The organism is Pseudoxanthomonas sp. PXM02 (assembly GCF_014851805.1).
In the GTDB taxonomy this organism is placed as follows: domain Bacteria; phylum Pseudomonadota; class Gammaproteobacteria; order Xanthomonadales; family Xanthomonadaceae; genus Pseudoxanthomonas_A.
This window is the reverse complement of sequence record NZ_JACVAK010000003.1, coordinates 407,392-432,288: the sequence shown is the minus strand read 5'-3', so window position 1 is coordinate 432,288 and position 24,897 is coordinate 407,392. Positions and strand designations below refer to the sequence as shown.

Here is a 24,897-nt window from a genome sequence, read left to right as displayed (position 1 = left end):
AGCATGGCAACGACGTCACCTCAGACAGACCGTGATCGGGACGGGTATCGTCGGTGCCGTCATCGGCGTGCTGCCGTGGCTGGCCATGCTGGTGTTGGGATCGCGTGGCAGGGCCGGCGCGGTGCCCGCGAGGCCGCTGTTGCTGCACCTGTGGGAGGCGGGCCTTTTCGTGCTGATGTGCGTGGTCGGCTGCGTCGTCCTGTTCGGCCTGTTGCCGATGGCGTTGCAGTACGCTTTCGTCCGCGGCGCGCGGTGGTGGACAGGCCGCGACTGACGGTATCCAAACGATCTACCTGGAGAGGTGAGCGATGGCAAAGGTCACGGGCATTGGCGGCGTCTTCTTCAAGAGTCGGCATGACAGCGCCGCCCTGGCGGCGTGGTATCGCAAGCACCTGGGCATGCCGTTCGAGGACTGGGGCGGCGCGGTGCTGCGCTGGCCGGAGGACACGGCGGACGACAAGGGCCTGACCGTGTGGACCATCGCGGAAAAGGACAGCCAGTGGTTCAGTCCCAGCGACTCCGCTTTCATGATCAATTACCGCGTCGACGATCTGGACGGATTGCTGGCGAACCTGCGCGCCGACGGCGTGGAGATCGTGAAAGGCCCCGAGTCGCACGAGAACGGCAAGTTCGCCTGGGTCATGGATCCGGAAGGCAACAAGGTGGAGCTGTGGGAACCGATGGCGTGGGATGAGAAGAACAAGGGTGCCTAGCGTTCGTCCGTCGCTGGCAAGCGATGACGTTTCCCGACATTTCCCGATTCCAGGCCACCATGACATTCGTTGACGTTTTCGGAGACAGGCTCACGGCGCTGATTGCTGCCATCGCCGTCGCCTATTTCTTGATCGCGCTGGTGCCGGTCTGGTGGCCTGCGCTGCATGCCCGCCGCCGCAGGCCGCGCCTGCCGAGGCCGTTCCTGTTCGTGGGGACTGCCGCTGCGCTGATCTATGGTGTTTCGACCTTCTTCATGTTCGCGGTCATGCTGCCCCTGTCGGCGGTGCGCATCTTCCTCGTGCCGGAGCTCGATCACGCGGGTGTGGGTTACGCCATGCCGCTGGGGCACGTCAGCAACCTGTTCTACGAGCACGGCTGGATCATGATCGTGCCGGTCGAACTGGTGCTGACGTGGTACATCACACGCCGGCTGGCGGGGCGCTGGGCGCATATCTGTTCGCAGCCCGCGGCGAACGAACAGGTGTAGCGGGTACGGAAGATGTGCGGTCGCGACTGACGTCGCTCCTACAGAGGAGCAACACTGTCAGTCGGCAGGAACGGTCCGTTCCCGCGCCCACTCGCGCAGGGCCTGCACCTGTTCGGCCATCAGCACGGACAGCGGGCGGGTGCTGCGGATCTCGTGCATGACGAGGTCGGTGTCCAGCGGCTTCTGTTCGGCATGCGCGGCGTACATCGCCGAGACGATGGCCTGCTCGAGTTCGGCGCCTGAGAAGCCGTTCGCGGCGGCGGCGAGCGCCGGCAGGTTGAAGCCTTCCGGGTCGAGCGCGCGGCGCACCAGGTGCACGCGCAGTACTTCCACACGTGCGTCGGGCGAGGGCAGATCGACGAAGAAGATCTCGTCGAAGCGGCCCTTGCGCAGCAGTTCCGGCGGCAGGTCCTGCACCTGGTTGGCGGTCGCGACCAGGAACACCTGTCCGCTGCCGGCGCCGGCCTTGCGTTCGGCCATCCACGTGAGCAGGTAGCCGAGCACGCGACGCGAGACGCCGCCGTCCTCGTCGCCACCACTGGCCAGGCCCTTCTCGATCTCATCGATCCACAGCACGCACGGCGCCAGCTGTTCGGCCGAGGCCAGCGCGGCGCGCAGGTTCTTCTCGGTCTCGCCGTGGTACTTGTCGTACAACGTGCCGAAATCCAGTCGCAGCAGTGGCACGCCAAAGCCGGCCGCGGTGGCCTTGGCCAGCATCGACTTGCCGCAGCCCTGCACGCCGAGCAGCAGCACGCCCTTGGGCAGATCCAGGCCGGGCGGCGGATTGCCGGACACGAACACCGCGCGGCGCTGCTCGATCCAGCGCTTGAGCCGTGAGGCGCCGGCGACGTCGGCGAACTTCGCCGTGTCGTACTCGTAATGCAGGTGGCCGCTGCGATTGAGCAATTCGAACTTCAGTTTGTTCAGCGCCGGCAGGTCGCTGGCGGTCAGCGCGCCGTCGGCGAAGATCAGCTGCCGCGCGATGCGGCGCGCGTCGACCAGGCTCAGGCCCTGCAGGTTGCGCACGATCTGCTTGACCGCGTCGCCATCGGCTTCCACCCGGCGGCCACCATGCTCGCGGGCGTAGTGCTCGGCTTCCTCGCGCACCATCTTCAGCAGCGCGGGGCCGTCGGGCAGGCGCGGGTTGAAGCGCACGGCCAGGGCTTCGAGTTCGGCCGGCAGTTCGATCTTCGCGCCGACCAGCACCACCACGTGCGGCAGGCTGTGGCGGCGCTGCATGATGTCGCGCAGCTGGCGCTGGCTGCTGGCGTAGCCCAGGTACGGATGGAAATCGAGCAGCAGGTAGATGCCGCGCTGCTCGGCCTGCTTGATGGCCTGCAGGGCGGCGCTGGCGTCGGGCGGGCCGACGGCGTCGTCCTCGCGGTCCATGTCCAGCCGGCGCAGGCCCTCGGTGATGCTCCAGCGGAACAGCGCCCGCCATACCTGGCCCAGCGCCTGCCGGAACAGTTCCACCACGCGGGCTTCGTCCTGGGTCTCGATCACGATCAGCGGGGTGTTGGCGCGGATCAGCGCGGTCAGGTCCTGCAGCTCGTTCATGGGGCATCCAGTCCGTGGGGACGCGCACGATAGCAAGCGCCGTACGGAACCGGGAGCCGACGGGCCCGCGGCACCGGGTCGCACGCGTGCCGGCGCCGGTTCCCGCTTCACTTGCCGCGGTGTACCCTCCGGTTTCCCGAGCAACGAGGTGCGCGCATGAAGACGATTCTGGTCGCCAGCTCCAAGGGCGGCGCGGGCAAGACCACCCTGGCGACCAATCTGGCCGCGTACTTCGCACTCGATGGCAAACGCACCGTGCTGGTGGACGTGGATCCCCAGCATTCCTCCACCCGCTGGGCCGAACGCCGGGCGGAGCTTGAAACTGCCGTGCTGCCGATCGACGCCAGCGGCAAGCGCGCCTGGAAGGCCTGGCTGCCGGAAGACGCCGAGCGCGTGGTGATCGATGCCCCGGCCGGCGCGATGGCCGACGATCTGGAAAGTTTCCTCGAGCAGGCCGATGCGGTGGTGGTGCCGGTGCTGCCGTCGGCGCTGGATATCGAGGCGACGGTCGGCTTCCTGAACACCATGGCCAAGGTGCCGCGCGTGCACAAGCGCAAGCTGCCCGTCGGGCTGGTGGTCAACCGCAGCAAGCCGTGGACGAATGCGTCCCAGCAGGCGGTGGAGATGCTGAAGACCTGGCCCTACCCGGTCATCACCCAGCTGCGCGATACCCAGGCCTATGTGGTGATGGCCGGCCTGGGCCGCAGCCTGTTCGATTACCGGTCGGCGCAGGTGCGCGAGCACCAGGCCGACTGGGAACCGTTGTTGAAATGGATCAAGAAGGCCTGAGAAGGCCCAAGCCAAAGGAGTCGTTGTCCCATGCGTGAACTGATCCTGCTGCGCCATGCCCATGCCGAACCGGCCACTTCCGGGCAGTCCGACCTGGACCGTCCCCTGTCGCCACAGGGCCTGGCCGAGGCCGAGGCGGTCGCGCGCTGGCTGAAGGAGCAGGGCCTGGTGCCGGATCGCGTGCTGTGTTCGCCGGCACGCCGTACGCGCGAGACGCTAGAGGCGGTGCTGGGCGCGATCGGTTACGTGGAACAGCGGCTGGAAGAGCGCATCTACGAGGCCACGCCCGGCACGCTGGCCGACCTGGTGGACCAGCATCGCGAGGCCGAGCGCCTGCTGATGGTGGGACACAACCCGGGCTTCGAACAGCTGGCGGCGCTGATGTATTCCGGCGTGACCAGCGAGTACCGCGGCATGCCGCCGGCCGGCGTGGTGGTGCTGACGCTGCCGGTGGATGCGGCCATCGAGCCGGGAGTGGCACAGCTCTCCGCCTTCTGGTGGCCATGACGCAGGTCGTGCCCGGCGTGGTGCGGCTGGCCATCCTGGGGCTGGGCGCACTGCTCGCGGCGCCGGTCCTGGCGGACGGACGCAATGATTTCGATCCTGCGCACACGCGGCTGGGGTTCGAGTTGCGTACGCGCTGGGGCCAGGTGCTGGACGGCGTGTTCAAGCGCTACGAAGGCTCGGTGGAGCATCTGCCCGATGGACGCCAGCAGGTGCGCCTGCGCATGTACACGCGCGACGTGGAGATCATCGATCATCCGCGCTACAGCGACTGGGCGCGCAGCGACAAGTTCTTCGACGCCGACCGCTATCCGGTGGTCACCTTCACCTCGAAACCGTACGACCCGATGCTGCTGTACGACGGCGGCACGCTGGAGGGCGACCTGAGCATCAAGGGCATCAGCCGGCCGCGCAGCCTGGAAGTGGCGCCCGCCGACTGTTCGCACCCCGCGGTGGGCTGCGACGTGGTGGCGACTGGGGCGGTGCGCCGCAGCGACTACGACATGGACGACTGGATGCTGGCCGTCAGCGACCGCGTCGTGTTCGTGCTGCGGGCGCGGACCAGGAGCGCGAAGACACCGTGAACCGACGCGTCCTTGCTTTCACCGCGCGCTGCGCGGTGCTGTGCGTCGCGCTGCTGGCCAGCGGCTGCGCCAGCCTGTCCGATCGCCAGCGCGATCGCGCCGCCGGCATCGCCGCCGGCGCCCGGTCGACCGTGGTGGCGTGCACGCAGGCCGACGCCTGTGCGCTGTCGTCGCCGCTCTACGACCTGGCCGGCCAGGCGCGGGCCGAGTCCACCGCCGCCGCGCCGCGCCACTACGCCGTGATGCTGGACAAGGGCTCGGACGCGTTGCTGGCGCGCCTGAACCTGATCCGCAGCGCGCGCCAAAGCATCGACCTGCAGACCTACATCTTCGACAAGGACGACAGCGCCCGCCTGGTGCTGGATGAACTGCTGACTGCCGCCCGACGCGGGGTGAAGGTGCGGGTTCTGATCGACCAGCTCTCCGCGATCGCCGATCTGGAAATCCTGGCCGCGTTGTCCGGATCGCACGAGAACTTCGCCATCCGCATCTACAACCCCAGCTTCGGCAAGGCGAAGCTGAACTACCTGGACTACGCCGGCAGCGTGCTGTGCTGCTTCCGCCGCTTCAACCAGCGCATGCACACCAAGCTGCTGCTGGTCGACGACCGCATCGGCATCAGTGGCGGGCGCAACTACCAGGACGACTATTTCGACTGGGACGCGGAGTACAACTTCCGCGACCGCGATGTGCTGGTCGCCGGACCGGAAGCCGCGTCGATGGCGGTCAACTTCCAGGCGTTCTGGGACGCGCGGCGCAGCGTGCCGGCCGAGCGCTTGAACGATGTCGGCAGGACGTTGCTGGATGAGGGCGTGCCGGCCATGCCGGTGCCGCGCTACCTGCGGCCCGAACGCGTGCAGGCGGCCAGCGCGCAGGCCAGCGATCCGCAGGTGATGGAACAGCTGTTCGTCGAGCCGGCCTTCAAGGTCGGGGCGGTGCGCTACATCGCCGATCTGCCGCAGAAGCATCGTCGCGAGCGCCGCGATCATGATGCGCCGGCGGCGCCGGAGCTGGAGGCGCTGATCCGCAGCGCGCAGAAGGAAGTCCTGCTGCAGACGCCGTACCTGGTGATGTCGAAACAGGCGCAGACGATGTTCCGCGACATGCGCAAGCGCCAGCCGCCGCCCCAGGTGGTGGTGTCGACGAACAGCCTGGCGGCGACGGACAACCCGATCGTCTATTCGATGTCGTTCAAGTACAAGCGCCGCTACCTGCGCGAGTTCGGCTTCCAGATCCACGAGTACAAACCGTTCCCGGAAGACGCGCCGGTGGACTACGCCGCACTGATGCCGGACGGGCCGCCCGTATCGTCGCCGGACGAGGGTGCCGGCCGCAGCGGCATTCGTGGGCCGTCCGGTTCGATCGGACCATCATCGGGTGGTACGTCGTCCGACGCAGGCGGCGAGAACACGCGCCGTCTGCAACGTACCGAGTCTCGGCCGTCGTTCTTCAGCAGCGGCGCCGCCGCCGAGCCGTTGCCGCTGAAGCGCGCTGGCGTGCGCATGGGCCTGCATGCCAAGTCGATGGTGATCGACGGCGAGATCGCGGTGATCGGCACGCACAACTTCGACCCGCGTTCGGAGAACTACAACACCGAGGCCGCGGTAGTGATCGACGACACCGCGTTCGCGCAGGCGCTGGCCGGCAGCATCCGTCGCGACATGTCGCCCGAGAACGCCTGGACCATCGCGCCGCGCGCCAAGCCGCCGGTGTTCTCCGGGCTGGACTACAGCCTGGGCAAGGTGTCCGAGGCGCTGCCGATCTTCGACATCTGGCCCTGGCGCTATGCGACCAGCTACGAGTTCCGGCCCGGCCCGGAATGCCCGCTGCCGGTCGGTCCGAAGGACCCCGCGTTCCATCGCTGCTACGTGTCCGTAGGGGACTTCCCCGAAGTCGATGTCGGGCCGAAGTGGCTGTATACGCGCGTGCTGACCGCGTTCGGCGCGGGACTGGTACCGATCCTCTAGCGTTCGCGCGGCGCGTGGTCCGCCGCGATCTGCGCCGGCGTCAGACGGAGGAAGCGCGCGGCGTTGCCGTAGAGGATGTCGCGCTTCTGCGCGGCATCGAGGAACGGCGCAGTCTCGATGGCCTTGATGCCTTCGCCGATCGCATCCGGCCAGTACATCTGGTCGGAGCCGAACATGATCCGCTTGCCGAAGCCGGCGTCGACCATGCGCCTCAGCGCATCGTGGAACTGCGCGCGCGGGAACGCCCAGTTGTTGCAGGCCACGTCCACGTACAGATTGGGGTAGGCGAACAGCATCGCGATCATCTCGTCGACCAGCGGCGACCCGTAGTGCATCACGTAGATGCGTAATCGGGGATGCTTGCGCAGTACGTTTTCCAGCAGGAACGGCGACCCGAGGCCGGCGCGATAGGTGTCGTAACCGGGAAAGCGCGCCGTGGCCGGTGGCCCTTCGCCGAGATGGACGGCAACCGGAATGTCGAGTTCCTCGGCCAGCGCGAAATAGGGCGCGTAACGCGGATCGTCCACACGATGCCCGCGGTACTGGATATACACCTCCCCCAGTACGGCCAACCTGCCCTGTGCATGCAGGCGACGCAGCTCGTCCAGGCTCGGATCGTCGCGCGTGCCGAAGGCCACGCCGGGCATCAGGGTGTCGCCGCCGGCGGCACGTCGCCAGTCGTCCACGCGCTGTACCGCGCCTTCGACCATTGCGCGCCTGACATCGTGGAGGCGCAGCGCGGCGAGCGTGCGGTCGCGCAGGTCGGCATCGTCGCGCGCCGCGAAGATCGGATCGCTGCAACGGATGAGCTGGGCGAAGTCGAACGGTTCCCGCGGGTCCAGGGCAGGCATCACGACATCCTGGTCGCCCGGGCAGGCGGGCACGCCCGGGGGCACTTCATCCATCGCGAAGGCGTGCAGGTGCATGTCGATCACCGGCCCGCCGTGCACGGGCGCGCCCATGGCGGGAAGGCTGGCGACCAGCAGCAGGATGAGGGCGTGGCGCATGGCCGGATCCCCGTCGTCGGTGCCGGATAGAACGCGGCCGGTTCCCGGTGCAGGCCAGTAAGATGGGCGTCCCGCGCATCGAGCCCCGCCATGAGCTTCCTCAAACCCGTCGACCTTGCCGCCGTCAACGCCCACGCCGCCAACACGCTGGTGTCGAACCTCGGCATCGTCATGACGGAGGCCGGCGAGGACTGGCTGCGCGGCACCATGCCGGTGGATGCGCGCACGGTGCAGCCGTACGGGATCCTGCATGGCGGCGCCTCGGTGGCGCTGGCGGAGACGCTGGGCAGCGTGGCCGGCAACCTGTGCGTGGACACGACGAAGGAGATGGTCGTGGGCCTGGAGATCAACGCCAACCATGTGCGTGCGATGCGCAGCGGCGTGGTCACGGGCACTGCACGGGCGCTGCATGTCGGTCGCAGCACGCAGCTGTGGGAGATCCGCATCGAGAACGATGACGGCAAGCTGGTGTGCGTCTCGCGACTGACGCTGGCCGTGGTACCGGTACCCAAGGGCTGATGAGGACGCGGGCCTCGGCGAACGGAGCGCTCGTGGCACGCTGCATATGATCCGTCCCTCACTCCCGCCGCCCGACTCCTGCTATCGTGACGGCATGACGCCGCCCCCTGTTCATGTTGCTGGCGGCAGCGGCGTGGCGCGGGCATTCCGCTATGCGTACCGCGTGCCGTTGTTGCTCATCCACCTGCTGGTCTTCCTGCCGATCACCCTGCTGTGCCTGTCGCCGGTGCTGGTGTGGATCCGCGTGGGCGACGAAAGCGTGGGCGACGTGGCGGTGCGGCACTGGTCCGGTGGGCTGATGCGCATCTTCGGCTTCCGCCTGCGCCGGGTCGGCACGCCGTTGCCGGGCCCGACGATGTTCGTGGCCAACCACGTCAGCTGGATCGACATCGAGGCGCTGCACAGCCAGCGCATGATGGGTTTCGTGGCCAAGCAGGAGATCCGCGGCTGGCCGGTGGTCGGCTGGCTGGCGGCGCAGGGGCAGACCATCTTCCACCAGCGCGGCAGCCAGGAATCGCTGGGCGGCGTGCTGCAGGCGATGATGCAGCGCCTGCGCGAGGGCCGCCCGGTCGGTGTGTTCCCCGAGGGCCGTACCCGCGACGGTCATGCGGTGGGCCCGTTCCATGCGCGCATCTTCCTGGCCGCGGTCGAAGCCGGCGTGCCGGTGCAGCCGGTGGCGCTGCGCTATGGCGCGCGAGGGAGTGCGCAGCCGGTGGTGGCGTTCGGGCCGAAGGAGAGCTTCTTCGCCAATTTCATGCGCCTGCTGGGCGAACCGGCGCGCACGGCGGACATCTGCTTCCTTGAACCGATCCGCGTTGCCGACGTCGAGGGTCGCCGCCGCATCGCCGACCTGTCGCGCGAGCGCATCGTGCAGGCGATGGCCGAGGCCTGAGCGGCCGGCTTGACGGCTATGCGACGTATTCGAGGGAATACTCGGTCGAACGCTGCCACCCTCGTCCCGACGCTGCCGCGATGACGCCATGATCACTGCCGCCGATTTCCGACCGCCGCGCTGGCTGCGCAATCCGCACCTGCAATCGGTGCTGGGTTCCAGCGGGCTGCGCCGTCGGCGGGGCCTGCGCGCATTGGCTGGCAGTGGTGCGGTGACTCTGGAGCACATCGTGGATGGCGGCGACGGCGTGCGCCTGCAGGGCTTCCACAGCCAGGTGGCCGGGCGTATGTCGCGCGGCCTGGTGCTGCTGCTGCACGGATGGGAAGGCAGTGCCGATTCCAGCTACATGCGGCTGACCGCCGCGGAGCTGCTGGCGCGCGGCTTCGACGTGTTCCGGCTGAACTTCCGCGACCACGGCGACACCCACCACCTCAACGAAGACCTGTTCCACTCCAACCGGCTGGACGAGGTGGTGCACGCGGCGCTGGACGTGTCGCGCCGCTTCGCCGGCGATGTGCCGATGCGGGTGGCGGGCTATTCGCTGGGAGGCAACTTCGCGCTGCGGCTGGCGCTGCGTGCGCCGCAGGCCGGGCTGGCGCTGGCGCACGTGGCGGCGGTCTGCCCGCTGCTGGACCCGGCCACGACGATGGACAGCATCGAGAACGGGTTGCCGCTGTACGACTGGTACTTCGCACGCAAGTGGCGTCGCTCGCTGGAGCGCAAGCGCAGCCTGTTCCCGCAGCGGCACGATTTCGACGATACCGTGCTGGCGCTCGACATCCGCGCGCTGACCGACTGGCTGGTGCAGCGGCACACCGGCTTCGGCACGCTGGACGCCTATTTCGACGGCTACGCCATTGCCGGCGAGCGGTTGGCCGGGCTCAGCGTGCCGGCGCACATCCTGATGGCCGAAGACGACCCGGTGATCCCGTTCGACACGTTCCGCGACTGGGCGCTGCCGGCACAGGCCACGCTGGAGATCGCGCCGTGGGGTGGCCACTGCGCTTTCATCGAGAACGTCACCGGCGAAGGCTACGCCGAGCGCTGGGTGGCCGAACGGCTGGCCGGCAGCGCCGCCTGAGCCGGGAAGCCCCGGTACAATCGGCGTTTGACCAAACGCTGGTAGCCCCATGTATGACCCCATCCTCGATGCCCTGCGCCGTGGCGCCCTGGGCGAAGCCCTGACTGCTGCCGAGGCCCTGGTGGCCGAGCGTCCCGACGACCCGCAGGCACTGCGCTGGCTGTCCGCCGCCCAGCTGCAGAACGGCCAGCCCGACGCTGCGCTGGCCAGCATCGATCGCGCCATCACACTGGCGCCTGAAAACGCCGACCTTCACTTGGCCCGCGCGGGCGTACTGGTGGGCAGCCGCCGCAACGAGGACGCGCAGGCAGCGCTGGACCAGGCGACGGGCCTCGATCCCAACCAGTTCACCGCCTACCTGATCCAGGGTCAGCTGGCTCTGGGGCGGGGCGATCTGGACGAAGCCGAGCGTCTCGCCCGCTTGGCCACGCGCGTGTCGCCTGACCATCCGCAATTGGCAGCGATCAATGGCATGGTCAGTCTCCGTCGCGGCAATCCCGACGACGCGCTCAAGATCGTATCGGCTGCGCTGCAGCAGGCGCCGGACGACGTGCAGCTGCGTTACGCGCTGGGCTTCATCCATATGGCGCTGGGCCACTGGGCCTTTGCCGAACAGTCCTTCCGCGGCGTGATCGAAAAGGTGCCCGGTTCCGACAACCTGCGCAGCCTGATCGCCGACCTGATCCGTCGGCAGGGGCGTCCCGCCGACGCGGCTGACGAACTGCTGCCGTTGGTCGCATTGAACAATGCGCCGGCCCTGCATCGCTACATCGGTCACCTGCGTCTGGCGGCTGGCCAAAACGACGAGGCGCTGGCGGCGCTGCGTATCGCACTTGCCGCGCAGCCGCGCGACCGTGAAACCGTGCTGGCGATCATTGAAGCATGGCGCCGTCTGGGTGCGCAGGAAGACGCCCGCAATACGCTGGATGCCGCTCTGGCCACCACGTCGGACGCACACGATCTGTGGCTGGCGCGCCTGCTGTTCGAAGCCGTGGGCAGTCCGGAAGCGCGCGCGGTGGTGGAGCGTTGGGTGGCAGCCATGCCCAAGCATGTCCCGGCGCTGGAAGCGCAGATGTCGGTGCTGGATGCCGCCGGTGACGACGATGCGGCGGAAGCCGTGGCACGTCGTATCGTCGAGCTGGAGCCCGGCCGCGCCAGCGGCGAACAGCGACTGGTGGAAGGTCTGCTGCGCCGCGATCCGACGGCGGCGATTGCGCATGTCGGCGAGCTGGCGAACAAGGCGACCGAACCCCATCACAAGCGCGGCCTGCGCAGCTGGCAGGCGTTCGTCCGCGATCGTGCCGGCCGCCACGCCGATGCAGCGAACACCTGGGCGGAACTGGCCCACGAACTGGCGCCCAGCCGGCTGCCGTTGTGGACGCCGAGTGGTGCGAAGGGGCCGTGGCCGGAACTCGCGCCGATTCCGATGGCGTCTGCGGGCAAGGCGTATCCGATCTTCCTGTGGGGTGCACCGGGCACGGTCGTCGAATCGATCGCCGGCGTCCTGGGCGCGATCAGCAACCGCCTGCGCGGAGATCGCCTGATGCCCAACCCGCCGCCCGATCCCATGCAGAACTACCACACGCCTGCGCGTCTGGTGTCGGGCGAGTTGTCGGGCGAGGCATGCATCGCGGAGTGGCGCAAGACGCTGGCCAACCGCTCCGAGGACGGTGGCATCGTCGACTGGTTGCCGTGGTGGGACAACGCGCTGCTGCTCGCGCTGCGCCCCCATCTGCCGGAGGCATTGCTGATCATCGCCGTGCGTGACCCGCGCGATGCCTTCCTGGACTGGCTGGCGTTCGGTGCACCGGTGCCGCTGGCGCTGGACAACCTGGACAGCAGTGCCGAATGGCTCGCCAGCCTGTTCGCGCAGGTCGCCGACCTGCATGAGCAGGATCTGTTCCCCAGTCGCCTGATCGCCATGGACGACATCAAGGACGATGCCCCCGCCGTCGCGCAAGCCTTGAGCCGTGCACTCGGTGTGCAATTGACCGAGCCGCCCTCGTCCGGCGCGCGACGTTTCCCTGCCGGCCACTGGCGCCACTATGCACAGGCACTGGCGGGTCCGTTCGCCGCGCTGACGCCGGTGGCAGTGCGCCTGGGTTATCCGGAAGCCTGATTCCCTTTTTCTGGCAGGAGCGACGCATGCGTCTGTGGACCGACAGTTTCGAGCACATGGCACCCATCCCGGCCGAGTTCGCGATGGGGCAGCCCGACGGATTCGCCGCCAACCGTAATCCTCACCTCGCGTGGGACGACGTCCCTACAGGGACGAAGTCCTTCGCCCTGCTGTGCATCGATCCTGATGCGCCAACCGTGCCTGAAACGGTCGGCCGTGACGATGTGCAGATCCCGGTCGAGCAGCCGCGCGCGCACTTCATCCACTGGGCGATGGTCGACATCGCGCCGGACGTGCGGACGATCGCCGCCGGCAGTTGCAGCGATGGCGTCACCGCGAAGGGCAAGCAACAGCCTGCGGGACCGGCGGGTGCGCGCCAGGGACTGAACGACTACACCGGCTGGTTCGCTGGTGACGCGCAGATGGGCGGCGACTACTACGGCTACGACGGTCCGTATCCGCCGTTCAACGACCTGCGCACGCATCGGTACTTCTTCCGCCTGTTCGCACTGGATGTCGCCACACTCGACCTTCCTTCGCGCTTCACTGCGGGTGACGTCGAACGTGCGATGCAGGGGCATGTGCTGGGTGAGGCGCTGGTGTACGGCACGTACACGTTGAATGCAGGCGTGGCGGGCGGCTGAGCCCAGCGATGGCTGCGCTGTCCACGGCGATGGCGGGACCGACCCTGGTCGCGAGGATCTGTGCTTTCATCGCACTGCTGGGCCTGATCGCGGCGATGCCTGCGAACGCCGATGAAGCGCGCGCGCCGGATGCAGGAACACGGCAAGTGGTCGAGCTGCACCGGGAGGGCATCGCTTCCGTTGTGCAGGCGATCGACGCGGCACTGGCACGCAATGAGGCCGTGCCGGCGCGATTGCAGCGTATCCGAGCAGACATCGTCCCCGCGCTGTCGTGGGGCTGGTTGGCGGCGGATGGCAGTCTGTTCGCCCTCTATCCCGGAAAACGCGACGGTGTGTGGGGCTTTGTCATCGAAACGGGGCATCCGCTGCTGGACGTCCCTTCGGCGACACTTTCATCCACGGACCTGGATGGCATCAATGCCATCCGCATCCGGCCGGACAGGTTCACGCCGCGCTGGGCGGGAGTGTTCATGGTCCATGAGCTGTCCCACGCATTCGATGCTCGCAACGAGGTCGCGGGAGCGGCTGCCTGCAAGCGGGAGTTCGACGCTTACGTGGTGGAGCGCCAATACTACGATCTTGCGAACGACAACCGGCTCTCCCGAGCGCTCGACGGGATGATCGCCACGCTTGGATTGCGGCGGCCTGAAGACGTGCCCGCGCTGTTCGCGGCCGACCGGGATCGGCTGGCCGACGCGCTGGCTGAGCTGGAGCGCACGCTGGCGGAACCTCCCGAAGCGAGCGATGCCGAGCGCGAAATGCGCGATGGCTTCTACTACGTTTCGTTGGTCGACCGATTGGGCATGCTTGCCGGTATGCAGGAGTCGGAGCGCTGCGAGGCAATGCTCGAAGCGATGCAGCCCGCCAGCAAGTATTGACCTGCTGGCGTCAGCGCCCATAGCGCGAACCGATCAGCGGGCGGTGTTCTCTGACTCCACCACCATGTCCAGCACGTAGGCCTTCGACGACGCGTCGGCCGGCGGATTCTTCACCGTGTAGCGATCCACGCGCAGCACGTTGCGGATGCCCGGCTCGTGCGTATAGCCCTCGATGCCGTCGTAGAAATGCTGGAACTCGCCCGGCGTGCCGGTCTTCAGTCCCTTGTCGTCGTAGGTGATCTCGCGCACCTGGAGGCATTGCATGTCGGGGATCAGCGGATGGCTGCAGGGCTTGGTCTCGGACGCGACTTCCAGGAACACGCGTTCGCCGGGACCGCCGTAACGGGTTTCGGCCGTCGGCTCGCCGGTGAAGGCCAGCACATCGCCGGTAGCGGTGGTCAGCGTCAGCGCGGGTGTTTCACCTGCCGTGGTCGCCAGTTTCAGTGTGCCTTCCAGGCGCTTGCCGACTTCCTGGTCCAGCGCCATGACGGCGCTGTCCGCGCAGGCCATCTGGGTGGCGACCAGGCTGCCCGCAGTCAGCGAGCCGTCGGTGACGGTGTACGTGCCGCCCATGCGGTTGCAGGTGTTGGATACGCCCAGACGACCGTCGCGGAAGTCCAGTTGCACCGGTTGATCGGCGCGTGCGAACAGCGCCGCGATGCGCTGGCCCTTGGCGTCGGTCGCATCGGTCAGTCTCCAGTGGTACTTCGGCAGCAGCGTCGCGTCCGCCGTGCTGGCAGCGACCGCGGGCGTCGATGTGGCGGGCGTTGCATCGGCAGGCGGGGGCGTGGGTTCGGCGGGCTTCGTGCAGGCGGCCAGGGCCAGCGGCAGGGCGATCAACAGCAGTCGTTTCATGGCGGCATCCTCGAAGGGTGGCCTATGCAAACGCGCGAGGGGTTGGAACGGGGTGAAGGCGTGCGTGGATACCGCGTCAGGCGCCCGCCGGCATCAGCAACAACAGCAAGGCGCCCAGCACGATGCGGTAGATGGCGAAGCCGGTGAAGCGATGCGCCTTGATGAAGCCGAGCAGCCACTTCACCACCACGAAGCCGGTGGCCGTGGCGGCGGCGAACGCCAGCGCGACTTCGCCCCAGTTCTCGCTGCCCAGCGCGTCGTCCTTCACCAGTTCCATGAAGGCATAGCCGCTGGCCGCGAACATGGTGGGAATGCCGAGCAGGAATACGAACTCCGCCGCGGAGGAGCGCCGGCTGGTGCCGGCCAGCATCGCCATGAAGATCGCCGCCGCCGAGCGCGACGTTCCGGGGAATACGCCCGCCACCACCTGCGCCAGGCCGACGAGGATCGCCACTTTCCAGGTGATCGTGGCGACGTCGCCGCGCTTCTCGGCCAGGTGCTCGGCCACGATCATCCACACGCCACCGATGATCAACGCCCACGCGATAGGCGTAACGGTCTCGGGGAGCTCCCAGCCTGCCAGGCGCACCGGCAGGCCCACCAAGGCGGTGACCAGGAATGCGGCCGCCAGCTTCAGCGCGTAGTCGCGGGTGGCCGGGTTGCCCCAGCCGGTGGCCAGTTCCCAGATGCGCCGGCGCAGGACCAGCGTGGTGGCCAGGATGGCGCCGGCCTGGATGACGATGTTGAAGAAATCCGAGCGCTCGCCCAGCCAGTACTGCGCGATCAGCAGGTGGCCCGTACTGGAGACCGGCAGGAACTCGGTCAGGCCTTCCAGGATGCCGAGCAGCAGGGCGGCGAGCAGATCGGTCATCAGGTCGGCGAAAAACGAGGGGGGCGGCACAGAATAGTGGAAAGCGCCGCGCACCGTTTTGGGCGTTCCTGTTTCCTGAATGCACCAAAACGGTGATATCGCGTGAAGACGACGTCAGTGCTCTTGTTGAAAATCAACAGGTTGGATGTGAATCAAGGTTGGCACGGCGATTGCTGTGTATGGGCACAACCCTTAATCCAACCCGAGGTTCCAAAGATGTCCCTGGACAACGTTGAGAAGCTGATCAAGGAACACAAGGTCGAATTCGTCGACCTGCGCTTCGTCGACATGCGTGGTGTCGAGCAGCACGTCACTTTCCCCGTCAGCATCGTCGATGCGTCGCTGTTCGAAGACGGCAAGATGTTCGACGGCTCCTCGATCTCGGGCTGGAAGGGCATCAACGAGTCCGACATGGTGCTGCTGCCCGACCCGAGCACCGCCTACCTCGATCCGTTCTACGCCGACCCGACCCTGGTGCTGGTCTGCGACATCCTCGACCCGGCCACCATGCAGGGCTACACGCGCGATCCGCGCGGCATCGCCAAGCGCGCCGAAGCCCACCTGAAGGCCAGCGGCGTCGCCGACGTGGCGTTCTTCGGTCCGGAACCCGAGTTCTTCATCTTCGATTCCGTGCAGTTCGCCAACGACATGGGCAACACCTTCTTCAAGATCAACTCCGAAGAAGGCGCCTGGAACAGCGGCAAGAGCTACGACGGCGCCAACAGCGGCTACCGTCCCGGCATCAAGGGCGGCTACTTCCCGGTGCCGCCGACCGATTCGCTGCACGACCTGCGCGCCGAGATGTGCAAGACGCTGGAACAGGTCGGCATCGAAGTCGAAGTGCACCACCACGAAGTCGCCACCGCTGGCCAGTGCGAGATCGGCGCCAAGTTCAACACGCTGGTGCAGAAGGCCGACGAGCTGCAGCGCATGAAGTACGTGGTGCGCAACGTCGCCCACCGCAACGGCAAGACTGCCACCTTCATGCCGAAGCCGATCGTCGGCGACAACGGCAGCGGCATGCACGTGCACCAGTCGCTGGCCAAGGGCGGCCAGAACCTGTTCTCCGGTGACGGCTACGGCGGCCTGTCGCAGCTGGCGCTGTGGTACATCGGTGGCATCTTCAAGCACGCCAAGGCGATCAACGCGTTCGCCAACTCGGGCACCAACAGCTACAAGCGCCTGGTGCCGGGCTTCGAGGCGCCGGTGATGCTGGCCTACTCGGCGCGCAACCGTTCCGCCTCGTGCCGCATTCCGTGGGTCGCCAATCCGAAGGCGCGCCGCATCGAGATCCGCTTCCCCGATCCGCTGCAGTCCGGCTACCTGACCTTCACCGCGCTGATGATGGCCGGCCTGGATGGCATCAAGAACCAGATCGACCCGGGCGCGCCGAGCGACAAGGACCTGTACGACCTGCCGCCGGAAGAAGAGAAGAACATCCCGCAGGTCTGCTCCAGCCTCGACCAGGCGCTGGACGCGCTGGACAAGGACCGCGACTTCCTCAAGGCCGGCGGCGTGATGTCGGACGACTTCATCGATGCCTACATCGCGCTGAAGATGCAGGAAGTGACCAAGTTCCGCGCGGCCACGCACCCGCTGGAATACCAGCTGTACTACGCCAACTGATGCCGGCGTACGCGCACATCGCGATGCACGCGGAGGGCCGGGCAACGGTCCTCCACGGCGCAGCGGGCGCGCACTGAGTTATCGCGGCGATGGCGACGGATCTCCCCTCCCACCCGTCGCCATCGCCGCACCTTATTGAGCGCATCGTCCTGCGACGCGCTCGACCGGTTGGGGAACCGGGGCACCACCCGTCTTCGATTCACGGAGATCGCACCAACGCTGTAACTGGGGAAATACAGGAGAGGTCCATGAACCGCAGCTCCCTCCCACGTCATCCGCTCCTGCCGCAATCGATCGCGGCGGGCACGGATGCGGTTCATGCATCGCTCCGCACCGATCACGTGCACGCTGCCAGGGGGTTGCGCGCACCGGTGTACTGAAACCGCCGGCCGACTTCGGTCGGCCGGTTCCATCCACCATCGGGGTATGCGCATGAAACTGATCACCGCCATCATCCGGCCGTTCAAGCTCGACGAGGTCCGAGAGTCCTTGTCGCAAGCGGGCGTGTCCGGCATCACCGTGACCGAAGTGAAAGGCTTCGGCCGGCAGAAGGGCCACACCGAGCTGTACCGCGGCGCCGAGTACGTCGTCGATTTCCTGCCGAAGATCAAGATCGAAACCGTCGTCACCGACGAGCGTCTGGAGGCCGTCATCGAGGCCATCCAGCAGGCTGCCGGCACCGGCAAGATCGGCGACGGCAAGATCTTCGTCACCACCATCGACCAGGTCATCCGCATCCGCACCGGCGAAGTCGGCGCGGACGCGCTCTAACACTCGGAGCCCCACATGAAGACTCGACTGTTGTCCGGGTGGAAGACCCGTGCGCAAGTACTCTGCCTGGCCGCGTTGTGCGGCCTGATGACCGTGGGCGTGGCGGCGAACGCCATCGCGCAGGACACCACGCCGCCGCCAGCGGCTGAAGCCACCGCCGAAGCTGCGCCGGCGCCAGAAGTGGTCACCGAAGCCGTCACCGAGACGGTGACCGAAACGCCGGCCCCCGAAGCGCAGCCCGCCGAAGCCGCCGCCGCCGAGCCGACGGTGGACAAGGGCGACGTGGCGTGGATGCTGACCTCCACGTTGCTGGTGCTGCTGATGGTGGTGCCGGGCCTGGCGCTGTTCTACGGCGGCATGGTGCGTTCGAAGAACGTGCTGTCCGTGCTGGTGCAGGTCATCACCGTGTTCTCGCTGCTGGTGGTGCTGTGGATCGTCTACGGCTACAGCCTGGCGTTCTCGGGTGAAGGCGCGTGGATCGGCAACCTCGACAAGCTGTTCCTGAAGGGCGTGACGCCGGAAACGCTGGCGGCCACGTTCAGTGACGGCGTCGCCCTGCCGGAATACGTGTTCGTCGCGTTCCAGTCGACGTTCGCCGGCATCACCGGTGCACTGATCGTCGGTGCGTTCGCCGAGCGCATGAAGTTCGCCGCAGTGATCCTGTTCTCGGTGATCTGGTTCACCTTCGGCTACCTGCCGATCGCGCACATCGTGTGGGCCACCGGTGGTTACCTGTTCGAACTGGGCGCGCTGGATTTCGCAGGCGGTACCGTGGTGCACATCAACGCGGGCGTGGCCGGCCTGATCGGCGCGTACTTCGTGGGCAAGCGCCTGGGCTACGGCCAGACCGCGCTGAAGCCGCACAACGTCACCCTGACCTACGTCGGTGCGTCGCTGCTGTGGGTGGGCTGGTTCGGCTTCAACGCCGGCTCGAACCTGGAAGCCAATGCGGGCGCCGCGCTGGCCTTCATCAACACGCTGGTCGCCACCGCCGCCGCCGTCATCGCCTGGGCGCTGACCGAGAAGATCTTCAAGGGCAAGTCGTCCGCGCTGGGCGTGGCCTCGGGTGCGGTCGCCGGGCTGGTCGGCATCACCCCGGCCGCTGGCCTGGTGGGTCCGTTCGGCGCCGTGGCCATCGGCTTCATTGCCGGCGTGGTCTGCGTGTGGGGCGTCACCGGCCTGAAGCGCCTGCTGAAGGTCGACGACACTGCCGACGTGTTCGGCGTGCACGCGATCGGCGGCATCGTCGGTGCCCTCCTGACCGGCGTGTTCAACTCGCCGAAGCTGGGTGGCCCGGGTGCCGAGGACTTCGACATGGTGGCGCAGGTCATCAAGCAGGCGACCGGCGTGGGCCTGACCATCGTCTGGATCGGCGTTGTCTCGGTGATCGCGTTCCTGATCGCCAAGGTCGTGTTCGGCCTGCGTGTGAGCGAAGACGCCGAGCGCGAGGGTCTGGACATCGCCTCGCACGGTGAATCGGCCTACGAGGCCTGATGGATTGCCGGGGACGGCTTTGCACTAAACTGGTGCAATGTCGTCCCCGGCCCCGTCCCCTATGCGTTTCGACCCCACCACCGACGCGCTGAGCACGCCGGTGGCCTGGGCGGATGCCGCCGGCCTGATCCGCGGCGTGAACCCTGCCTTCGCCCGCTGGCTGGGCGTCAGCACCCGCCGTCTGCTGGCACAGCCGCTGGCGGCCCTGGAGATCGAAGGCGACGCCATGGCGCGCTTCCTGGACAACACCGATCGCGACGTCCTGCGTCTGCACCGCATGGCGCTGGGCATGCCTGGCGAGTCGCCGCGCTTTGCCGAAGGCTGGCTGTCGCGGCTGGATGGCGGCGGCTGGCTGCTGGAGGCGCACCCGGTGGACGAGTTTCCCGCGCTCGACCCGACCCAGGCCCTGCCGAACGCCCTCAGCGCCGCTCTCAAGGGCTTGGCGCACGAACTGCGCAATCCGCTGGCCGGCCTGAAGGGGGCTGCACAGCTGCTGGCCCGTCGGGCCGCGCACCGCAGCGACAACGACGACGAACGCGAACTGATCGAACTGATCGAATCCGAGATCAACCGCCTCAACACGTTGCTGGAACAGCTGCTGTCGCCTTCGCCGCAGCGGCCCCATGCCCTGCTCAACATCCACACCGTGCTGGAACGCGTGCTGCGCCTGGCCGAGAACGAGGGCGGCTGGTCGGTGCGCCTGCAGCGCGATTACGACCCCAGCCTGCCGGAACTGTCCGGTGACGCCGACCGCCTGACCCAGGCGGTCTGGAACCTGGTGCGCAACGCCATCCAGGCGGGTGCCGCCAACATCATCCTGCGCACCCGTGTCGAACACGGGTCGCGCATCCACGACCACCTGCATGCGATGGCGCTGCGGGTGGAGATCGTCGACGACGGCCGCGGCGTGCCTGAAGAGCTCGCCGAACACCTGTTCCTGCCGCTGGTCAGCGGCCGCGCCGAAGGCAGTGGCCTGGGCCTGGCGCTGTCGCAGCAGGTGGCGCGCGAACACCGGGGGTCGCTGACCTACCGCTCGCGCCCCGGCCATACGGTCTTCACCCTGATGCTGCCGCAGTCGCTGCACGACACCGACGAGGAACGTCATGTCCACTGATCGCCTGGCCGCCACCAGCGGCACCGCCGACGCACGCCGCATATGGGTGGTCGACGACGACCGCTCGGTGCGCTTCGTACTGGCCACCGCATTGCGCGATGCGGGCTACTCGGTCGACGGCTTCGACAGTGCCGCCGCCGCCCTGAGTGCGCTCGGTGCGCGGGGTGCCCCGGATCTGCTGTTCACCGACGTGCGCATGCCCGGCGACGACGGCCTGGTGCTGCTCGACAAACTGAAGGCCACGCATCCGCAGCTGCCGGTCATCGTGATGTCCGCGTACACCGACGTCGCCAGCACTGCCGGCGCGTTCCGCGGCGGCGCGCACGAATTCCTGTCCAAACCCTTCGATCTTGACGATGCGGTGGCGCTGGCCGCACGCACGTTGCCGGATGCGGAAGAGACGACGGATGCCGCGCAGGAGGCTGACGCCGCGGCGGCGCCCACCCCGCAGCTGATCGGCGACACGCCGGCGATGCGCGCGCTGTTTCGTGCGATCGGACGGCTGGCGCAGGCGCCGCTGTCGGTACTGATCACTGGCGAGACCGGCACCGGCAAGGAACTGGTTGCGCATGCGCTGCACCACGAATCGCCACGTTCGCGCAAACCGTTCGTCGCGCTGAATACCGCCGCGATCCCGTCCGAGCTGCTGGAAAGCGAACTGTTCGGCCACGAGGCTGGTGCGTTCACTGGTGCACAGAAGCGCCACACCGGCCGGTTCGAACAGGCCGACGGCGGCACGCTGTTCCTCGACGAGATCGGCGACATGCCGCTGCCGCTGCAGACGCGGCTGCTGCGCGTGCTGGCGGAAGGCGAATTCTTTCGTGTGGGCGGACGCGAACTGATCCGCGTGGACGTGCGGGTGATCGCCGCGACCCACCAGGACCTCGACGGGCTGGTTGCAGAGGGCCGCTTCCGCGCCGATCTGCTGCACCGCCTCAACGTCGTACGCCTGCAGCTGCCACCACTGCGCGAACGCCGGGCGGACGTGCCGCAGCTGGCCGAAAACTTCCTCGCCATGGCCACGCGCAAGCTGGACATCGCGCCCAAGCGTTTCAGCAACGCTGCCCTGGACCTGCTGCAGGCCCACGATTGGCCCGGCAATGTGCGCGAGCTGGAGAACGTCTGCTGGCGGCTGGCTGCGTTGGCGCCGGCCGATGTCATCAACACCACCGACCTGCAGGGCGCGCTGTCGCATGCGCCGATCGCCGGCGGCCGCGGCGAGTGGGACCATGCGCTGGGCGAGTGGGCGCGCCGCCGCCTGCTGGAAGGTGCCGAGTCGCTGCATGCCGAAGCACGCGAGCGGCTCGACCGCACCCTGCTGGAAGTCGCACTCGAACTGACGCATGGCCGTCGCGCCGAAGCCGCAGCCAAGCTCGGTGTGGGGCGCAACACGGTGACGCGCAAGCTGGGGCCGGGCCGCAAGCGCGGGTGAAAGCGGTCCGCCGCTTTCATTGAACATGAAGGTAGCCGCGGTTACGTTACCGGGCCACACCTTTCCCGGAGCTTCCCATGCGTATCGCCCTGCTGGCCGCCGCCTCGGCCCTCGCGCTCGCGGCCTGCGGCACCACGCCGTCCTCGTCTTCGCCGCCGTCTACCACGCCGGCCAACGTGCCCACCATCAGCACCGCCAAGCAGGCGGTCGCCGTGCTGGCTTCCGCCTCCGGCAGCCTGGTCAGCGGCAGCGTCACCCTCACGCCGATGGGCAAGGGCCTGCATCTGACCGGTGAGCTCGGTGGTCTGCCGGCCAACGGCACGCATGCCTTCCACATCCACGAGAAGGGCGACTGCAGTGCCGCCGATGCCAGCAGCGCGGGCCCCCACTTCAATCCGTTCAATGCCACGCATGGCAAGGCCGGCAGCGGCGCCCACCACGCCGGCGACATGAACAACCTCACCGCCAACGCTGATGGCGTGGCGAAGGTCGACGTGCATCTGGAAGGCGTCACCCTGGGCGGAAACGCGGTCAACGACGTGGCCGGTCGCGCGCTGATCGTGCACGCCGCGCCGGATGACTACGCCAGCCAGCCGGCCGGCAACGCGGGCGCACGTGTCGCTTGCGGCATCATCAAGGTCACGCAGTAAGCACCAGGTGTTCCGGGCGGCGTCGGGCGACAAGCCCGGCGCCGTTTGCGTTTCAGGACTGCAGTGACTGGCGCGCGTCGCTGTTGCCGGGGCAGTGCGCGAAGGTCACCGGAATGCCGTGCGCTTCGAGCACCGCAGCGATCTGCTGCTGACGCGCCTGGAAATGCTGGTAGGCGCGTTCCAGGCGTTCATCGGTCGCCTCCTGGGACGCATAACGCGCGCGCCAGGCGACCGGTTCGAACAGGGCGATGTGCACTTCGCCCTGCGCGTAGCGCAGCAGCGGTTCCGGCGGCGCATCCAGCCACTGCTCTTCGGTGGGGGCCATCAACGCGGTTTCGATCACCGGCCACAGCGCGCCGAGGCCGCCGTGTTCGTACTGCATCGCGGTCATCGCGGCGAGATCGTGCAGCGTCATGTAGCGTGCGTGTTCGATCTGCGCCCCGAACGCGGTCTGCGCGAGCAGCGCGGTGTCGGCCTGGGCCATGCCGGTTTCCAGCAGTACGCTCTCCAACCGTTCACCGACGGCTTCAACCGTATGGTCATCGCCGCTGAGCAGGAACGGCACCACGCGCAGCAGGCCGCCGCGCAGGCCGTCGTCGGCCTGTAACGGCATCGGGATGTCACCGGTGTCGTCGGCACCGAACGCGATCAGCCGCGCGCCTTCGCCGCGTCCCGGCGCGCGCTGGTGCAGCTCGCGCAGGCGCTGGTGCAGCGACCAGCCGGGCCGCAATGCCTCCGCAGGATCGAAATGCGCGGCGGCCAGGACGAGATCCAGGTCACGCAGCTGCGGCGCGTGCGTGGCGAGGTCGCGCCCCAGCTTTTCCGCCAGTCCGCTCGCCTCGGCCGCGGACAGGGCCGCGCGCTGCGGTGTGTTGCCGGCCGCCAGTTCCAGGGCCATCACGCCCATGACGACGGGGCCGGTTGGGGATCGAGTCATGTCAGCGGTTGGAGGTGGTGGAGGGGCGCATTACACTGCCCATTATGCCTGCCGTACGCAGGCGCATCTTCAACCATCCCGTCGTCGCCATCCGTCCAGAGGTCCCCATGCCCGCATCCCGTCCCGTCGCCATCCTCGGCGGCGTCCGCATTCCGTTCTGCCGCCAGAACACGGCCTACGCGGATGTGGGGAACCTGGGCATGTCGGTGCGCACGCTGGGTGCGCTGGTCGAGCGCTTCGGCCTGCATGGCCAGCAGCTGGGCGAAGTGGCGATGGGCGCGGTGATCAAGCATTCCTCCGACTGGAACCTCGGCCGCGAAGCCGCGCTGTCGTCCGGCCTGTCGCCGCTGACGCCCGGCATCACCCTGCAGCGTGCATGCGGCACCAGCCTCGACACGATCATCCACATCGGCAACAAGATCGCACTGGGCCAGATCGAGTCCGGCATCGGCGGCGGTTCCGATACCACGTCCGAAGTGCCGATCGTCTACGGCAAGAAGCTGCGCGCGCGCCTGCTGGCCGCCAATCGCGCCAAGACCACGCAGGACAAGCTCAAGGCGTTGGTCAGCGGCTTCAAGTTCAGCGAGCTCAAGCCCGAGTTCCCGGGCGTGGCCGAGCCGCGCACCGGCAAGAGCATGGGCGACCACTGCGAGGACATGGCGAAGGAATGGAACATCTCGCGTGATTCGCAGGACGAACTGGCCGTCGCTTCGCACAAGAAGCTGGCGGCCGCGTACGAGCGCGGCTTCTTCGATGACCTGATCGCGCCGTTCCGCGGGCTGGAGCGCGACAACATCCTGCGCGCCGACACCTCGCTGGAAAAGCTGGCGACGCTGAAGCCGGCATTCGACAAGGTGTCCGGCCGCGGCACGCTGACGGCCGCCAACTCCACTCCGCTGACCGACGGCGCGGCCGCCGTGCTGCTCGCCAGCGATGAGTGGGCGAGGGCGCATGGCCACGAGCCGCTCGCCTACCTGAAGGATGCGCAGGTGTCTGCGGTGGACTTCGTGCATGGCGAAGGCCTGCTGATGGCGCCGACCGTCGCCGTGCCGGAAATGCTGAAGCGCAACGGGCTGACGCTGCAGGACTTCGACATCTACGAGATCCACGAGGCCTTCGCCGCGCAGGTGCTGTGCACGCTGCGGGCATGGGAGAGCGAGGACTACTGCCGCAACCGCCTGGGCCTGGATGCACCGCTGGGCAAGATCGATCCGGCAAAGATGAACCCCAATGGTTCCTCGCTGGCGACGGGTCACCCGTTCGCCGCCACCGGTGCGCGCATCGTCGCCTCCGTGGCGAAGGAGTTGCAGCAACGCGGCGGTGGCCGCGCGCTGGTTTCCATCTGCACGGCTGGCGGCATGGGCGTGGTGGCGATCATCGAGCGTTGAGCGGGCGCGGCACTCGC

At 67.9% G+C, this 24,897-nt stretch carries 25 protein-coding genes; 20 read left to right on the top strand and 5 right to left on the bottom strand.

The window, feature by feature from the left end; genetic code table 11:
* The first annotated feature begins 31 nt into the window (after positions 1-31).
* Genes IB225_RS16010 through IB225_RS16000 form a run of 3 tightly spaced genes read left to right on the top strand, consistent with a single transcriptional unit; the run spans position 32 to position 1,201 of the window.
* Positions 32-274, top strand: a complete 243-nt coding sequence (locus IB225_RS16010; RefSeq protein WP_192312337.1) for a hypothetical protein — start codon at positions 32-34, stop codon at positions 272-274.
* 34 nt (positions 275-308) lie between these two features.
* Entirely contained in the window at positions 309-713 is a 405-nt protein-coding gene (locus IB225_RS16005) for a VOC family protein (protein WP_192312335.1), read from the top strand.
* A 23-nt stretch (positions 714-736) separates the two neighbouring features.
* Positions 737-1,201 (top strand): hypothetical protein, encoded by a 465-nt coding sequence (locus IB225_RS16000; RefSeq protein WP_192312333.1) that lies wholly within the window; start codon positions 737-739, stop codon positions 1,199-1,201.
* A 57-nt stretch (positions 1,202-1,258) separates the two neighbouring features.
* On the opposite strand, the gene IB225_RS15995 is transcribed toward IB225_RS16000, so the two are convergent.
* On the bottom strand, positions 1,259-2,758 hold the full coding sequence (locus IB225_RS15995; RefSeq protein WP_192312331.1) for an AAA family ATPase: 1,500 nt from the start codon (positions 2,756-2,758) through the stop codon (positions 1,259-1,261).
* Positions 2,759-2,914: 156 nt separating this feature from the next.
* On the opposite strand from IB225_RS15995, the gene IB225_RS15990 reads away from it, so the two are divergent.
* From IB225_RS15990 to IB225_RS15975, 4 genes are read left to right on the top strand one after another with little or no spacing between them, the layout of a single operon-like run.
* A complete protein-coding gene (locus IB225_RS15990) occupies positions 2,915-3,547 on the top strand; it encodes a ParA family protein (RefSeq protein ID WP_192274192.1) in 633 nt (210 codons plus the stop codon).
* A 30-nt stretch (positions 3,548-3,577) separates the two neighbouring features.
* Positions 3,578-4,054, top strand: a complete 477-nt coding sequence (locus IB225_RS15985; RefSeq protein WP_192312329.1) for a histidine phosphatase family protein — start codon at positions 3,578-3,580, stop codon at positions 4,052-4,054.
* Positions 4,051-4,635 carry a YceI family protein gene (locus tag IB225_RS15980; RefSeq protein WP_192312327.1) on the top strand — a complete coding sequence of 195 codons (585 nt, stop codon included), beginning with the start codon at positions 4,051-4,053 and terminating at the stop codon, positions 4,633-4,635. Before IB225_RS15985 ends, IB225_RS15980 begins: the two co-directional genes overlap by 4 nt.
* Positions 4,636-4,670: 35 nt before the next feature.
* A complete protein-coding gene (locus IB225_RS15975) occupies positions 4,671-6,602 on the top strand; it encodes a phospholipase D family protein (RefSeq protein ID WP_192312899.1) in 1,932 nt (643 codons plus the stop codon).
* Here the strand turns inward: IB225_RS15975 and IB225_RS15970 are convergent.
* The gene (locus IB225_RS15970) at positions 6,599-7,609 is read right to left on the bottom strand and encodes an amidohydrolase family protein (RefSeq protein ID WP_192312325.1); all 1,011 of its coding nucleotides are present in this window, start codon (positions 7,607-7,609) and stop codon (positions 6,599-6,601) included. The genes IB225_RS15975 and IB225_RS15970 overlap by 4 nt on opposite strands.
* A 90-nt stretch (positions 7,610-7,699) precedes the next feature.
* Between IB225_RS15970 and IB225_RS15965 the strand changes: the two genes are divergently transcribed.
* The 6 genes from IB225_RS15965 to IB225_RS15940 all read left to right on the top strand — a co-directional run bounded on the left by IB225_RS15965 (position 7,700) and on the right by IB225_RS15940 (position 13,742).
* On the top strand, positions 7,700-8,128 hold the full coding sequence (locus IB225_RS15965) for a hotdog fold thioesterase (protein WP_192312323.1): 429 nt from the start codon (positions 7,700-7,702) through the stop codon (positions 8,126-8,128).
* 94 nt (positions 8,129-8,222) lie between these two features.
* Positions 8,223-9,020, top strand: a complete 798-nt coding sequence (locus IB225_RS15960; protein WP_225583915.1) for a lysophospholipid acyltransferase family protein — start codon at positions 8,223-8,225, stop codon at positions 9,018-9,020.
* Positions 9,021-9,108: 88 nt separating this feature from the next.
* Positions 9,109-10,101 (top strand): alpha/beta fold hydrolase, encoded by a 993-nt coding sequence (locus IB225_RS15955; protein ID WP_192312319.1) that lies wholly within the window; start codon positions 9,109-9,111, stop codon positions 10,099-10,101.
* Positions 10,102-10,150: 49 nt separating this feature from the next.
* Positions 10,151-12,220: a tetratricopeptide repeat protein gene (locus IB225_RS15950; RefSeq protein ID WP_192312317.1), complete on the top strand. Its 2,070-nt coding sequence runs from the start codon at positions 10,151-10,153 to the stop codon at positions 12,218-12,220.
* A gap of 26 nt (positions 12,221-12,246) precedes the next feature.
* Positions 12,247-12,864: a YbhB/YbcL family Raf kinase inhibitor-like protein gene (locus tag IB225_RS15945; RefSeq protein WP_192312315.1), complete on the top strand. Its 618-nt coding sequence runs from the start codon at positions 12,247-12,249 to the stop codon at positions 12,862-12,864.
* An 8-nt stretch (positions 12,865-12,872) separates the two neighbouring features.
* The gene (locus IB225_RS15940; protein ID WP_192312313.1) at positions 12,873-13,742 is read left to right on the top strand and encodes a hypothetical protein; all 870 of its coding nucleotides are present in this window, start codon (positions 12,873-12,875) and stop codon (positions 13,740-13,742) included.
* A gap of 33 nt (positions 13,743-13,775) precedes the next feature.
* On the opposite strand, the gene IB225_RS15935 is transcribed toward IB225_RS15940, so the two are convergent.
* Both IB225_RS15935 and IB225_RS15930 read right to left on the bottom strand, forming a co-directional pair.
* Positions 13,776-14,597, bottom strand: coding sequence for an META and DUF4377 domain-containing protein (locus IB225_RS15935; protein ID WP_192312311.1), 822 nt, complete (start codon positions 14,595-14,597; stop codon positions 13,776-13,778).
* Positions 14,598-14,673: 76 nt separating this feature from the next.
* A complete protein-coding gene (locus tag IB225_RS15930; protein ID WP_192312309.1) occupies positions 14,674-15,468 on the bottom strand; it encodes an undecaprenyl-diphosphate phosphatase in 795 nt (264 codons plus the stop codon).
* Positions 15,469-15,684: 216 nt separating this feature from the next.
* Here IB225_RS15930 and glnA point away from each other — a divergent pair, with 216 nt between their 5' ends.
* From glnA to IB225_RS15900, 6 genes are all read left to right on the top strand, one after another.
* Positions 15,685-17,094 carry a type I glutamate--ammonia ligase gene (glnA, locus tag IB225_RS15925; RefSeq protein ID WP_192312307.1) on the top strand — a complete coding sequence of 470 codons (1,410 nt, stop codon included), beginning with the start codon at positions 15,685-15,687 and terminating at the stop codon, positions 17,092-17,094.
* 432 nt (positions 17,095-17,526) lie between these two features.
* Positions 17,527-17,865, top strand: a complete 339-nt coding sequence (locus IB225_RS15920) for a P-II family nitrogen regulator (RefSeq protein ID WP_055941078.1) — start codon at positions 17,527-17,529, stop codon at positions 17,863-17,865.
* A gap of 15 nt (positions 17,866-17,880) precedes the next feature.
* Positions 17,881-19,359: an ammonium transporter gene (locus IB225_RS15915; protein WP_192312305.1), complete on the top strand. Its 1,479-nt coding sequence runs from the start codon at positions 17,881-17,883 to the stop codon at positions 19,357-19,359.
* Between the two features lie 37 nt (positions 19,360-19,396).
* Positions 19,397-20,473, top strand: coding sequence for an ATP-binding protein (locus tag IB225_RS15910; protein ID WP_192312303.1), 1,077 nt, complete (start codon positions 19,397-19,399; stop codon positions 20,471-20,473).
* Positions 20,463-21,905, top strand: a complete 1,443-nt coding sequence (gene ntrC / locus IB225_RS15905) for a nitrogen regulation protein NR(I) (protein ID WP_192312301.1) — start codon at positions 20,463-20,465, stop codon at positions 21,903-21,905. Before IB225_RS15910 ends, ntrC begins: the two co-directional genes overlap by 11 nt.
* A gap of 77 nt (positions 21,906-21,982) precedes the next feature.
* Entirely contained in the window at positions 21,983-22,555 is a 573-nt protein-coding gene (locus tag IB225_RS15900; protein ID WP_192312299.1) for a superoxide dismutase family protein, read from the top strand.
* A 52-nt stretch (positions 22,556-22,607) separates the two neighbouring features.
* On the opposite strand, the gene IB225_RS15895 is transcribed toward IB225_RS15900, so the two are convergent.
* A complete protein-coding gene (locus IB225_RS15895) occupies positions 22,608-23,492 on the bottom strand; it encodes a hypothetical protein (protein WP_192312297.1) in 885 nt (294 codons plus the stop codon).
* Between the two features lie 107 nt (positions 23,493-23,599).
* Here IB225_RS15895 and IB225_RS15890 point away from each other — a divergent pair, with 107 nt between their 5' ends.
* Positions 23,600-24,880, top strand: a complete 1,281-nt coding sequence (locus tag IB225_RS15890) for an acetyl-CoA C-acetyltransferase (protein ID WP_192312295.1) — start codon at positions 23,600-23,602, stop codon at positions 24,878-24,880.
* The last annotated feature ends 17 nt before the right edge of the window (positions 24,881-24,897 follow it).

Bases quoted from the DNA above. Each gene is read 5' to 3' on its own strand.
- ntrC (WP_192312301.1), top strand. From the start codon at position 20,463: ATGTCCACTGATCGCCTGGCCGCCACCAGCGGCACCGCCGACGCACGC.
- IB225_RS15955 (WP_192312319.1), top strand. From the start codon at position 9,109: ATGATCACTGCCGCCGATTTCCGACCGCCGCGCTGGCTGCGCAATCCG.
- IB225_RS15965 (WP_192312323.1), top strand. From the start codon at position 7,700: ATGAGCTTCCTCAAACCCGTCGACCTTGCCGCCGTCAACGCCCACGCC.
- IB225_RS15920 (WP_055941078.1), top strand. From the start codon at position 17,527: ATGAAACTGATCACCGCCATCATCCGGCCGTTCAAGCTCGACGAGGTC.
- IB225_RS15910 (WP_192312303.1), top strand. From the start codon at position 19,397: ATGTCGTCCCCGGCCCCGTCCCCTATGCGTTTCGACCCCACCACCGAC.
- IB225_RS15980 (WP_192312327.1), top strand. From the start codon at position 4,051: ATGACGCAGGTCGTGCCCGGCGTGGTGCGGCTGGCCATCCTGGGGCTG.
- IB225_RS15960 (WP_225583915.1), top strand. From the start codon at position 8,223: ATGACGCCGCCCCCTGTTCATGTTGCTGGCGGCAGCGGCGTGGCGCGG.
- IB225_RS15900 (WP_192312299.1), top strand. From the start codon at position 21,983: ATGCGTATCGCCCTGCTGGCCGCCGCCTCGGCCCTCGCGCTCGCGGCC.
- IB225_RS15915 (WP_192312305.1), top strand. From the start codon at position 17,881: ATGAAGACTCGACTGTTGTCCGGGTGGAAGACCCGTGCGCAAGTACTC.
- IB225_RS16005 (WP_192312335.1), top strand. From the start codon at position 309: ATGGCAAAGGTCACGGGCATTGGCGGCGTCTTCTTCAAGAGTCGGCAT.
- IB225_RS15950 (WP_192312317.1), top strand. From the start codon at position 10,151: ATGTATGACCCCATCCTCGATGCCCTGCGCCGTGGCGCCCTGGGCGAA.
- IB225_RS16000 (WP_192312333.1), top strand. From the start codon at position 737: ATGACGTTTCCCGACATTTCCCGATTCCAGGCCACCATGACATTCGTT.
- IB225_RS15930 (WP_192312309.1), bottom strand. From the start codon at position 15,468: ATGACCGATCTGCTCGCCGCCCTGCTGCTCGGCATCCTGGAAGGCCTG.
- IB225_RS15985 (WP_192312329.1), top strand. From the start codon at position 3,578: ATGCGTGAACTGATCCTGCTGCGCCATGCCCATGCCGAACCGGCCACT.
- IB225_RS15895 (WP_192312297.1), bottom strand. From the start codon at position 23,492: ATGACTCGATCCCCAACCGGCCCCGTCGTCATGGGCGTGATGGCCCTG.
- IB225_RS15890 (WP_192312295.1), top strand. From the start codon at position 23,600: ATGCCCGCATCCCGTCCCGTCGCCATCCTCGGCGGCGTCCGCATTCCG.
- IB225_RS15990 (WP_192274192.1), top strand. From the start codon at position 2,915: ATGAAGACGATTCTGGTCGCCAGCTCCAAGGGCGGCGCGGGCAAGACC.
- IB225_RS15945 (WP_192312315.1), top strand. From the start codon at position 12,247: ATGCGTCTGTGGACCGACAGTTTCGAGCACATGGCACCCATCCCGGCC.
- IB225_RS15995 (WP_192312331.1), bottom strand. From the start codon at position 2,758: ATGAACGAGCTGCAGGACCTGACCGCGCTGATCCGCGCCAACACCCCG.
- IB225_RS15935 (WP_192312311.1), bottom strand. From the start codon at position 14,597: ATGAAACGACTGCTGTTGATCGCCCTGCCGCTGGCCCTGGCCGCCTGC.
- IB225_RS15970 (WP_192312325.1), bottom strand. From the start codon at position 7,609: ATGCGCCACGCCCTCATCCTGCTGCTGGTCGCCAGCCTTCCCGCCATG.
- IB225_RS15940 (WP_192312313.1), top strand. From the start codon at position 12,873: ATGGCTGCGCTGTCCACGGCGATGGCGGGACCGACCCTGGTCGCGAGG.
- glnA (WP_192312307.1), top strand. From the start codon at position 15,685: ATGTCCCTGGACAACGTTGAGAAGCTGATCAAGGAACACAAGGTCGAA.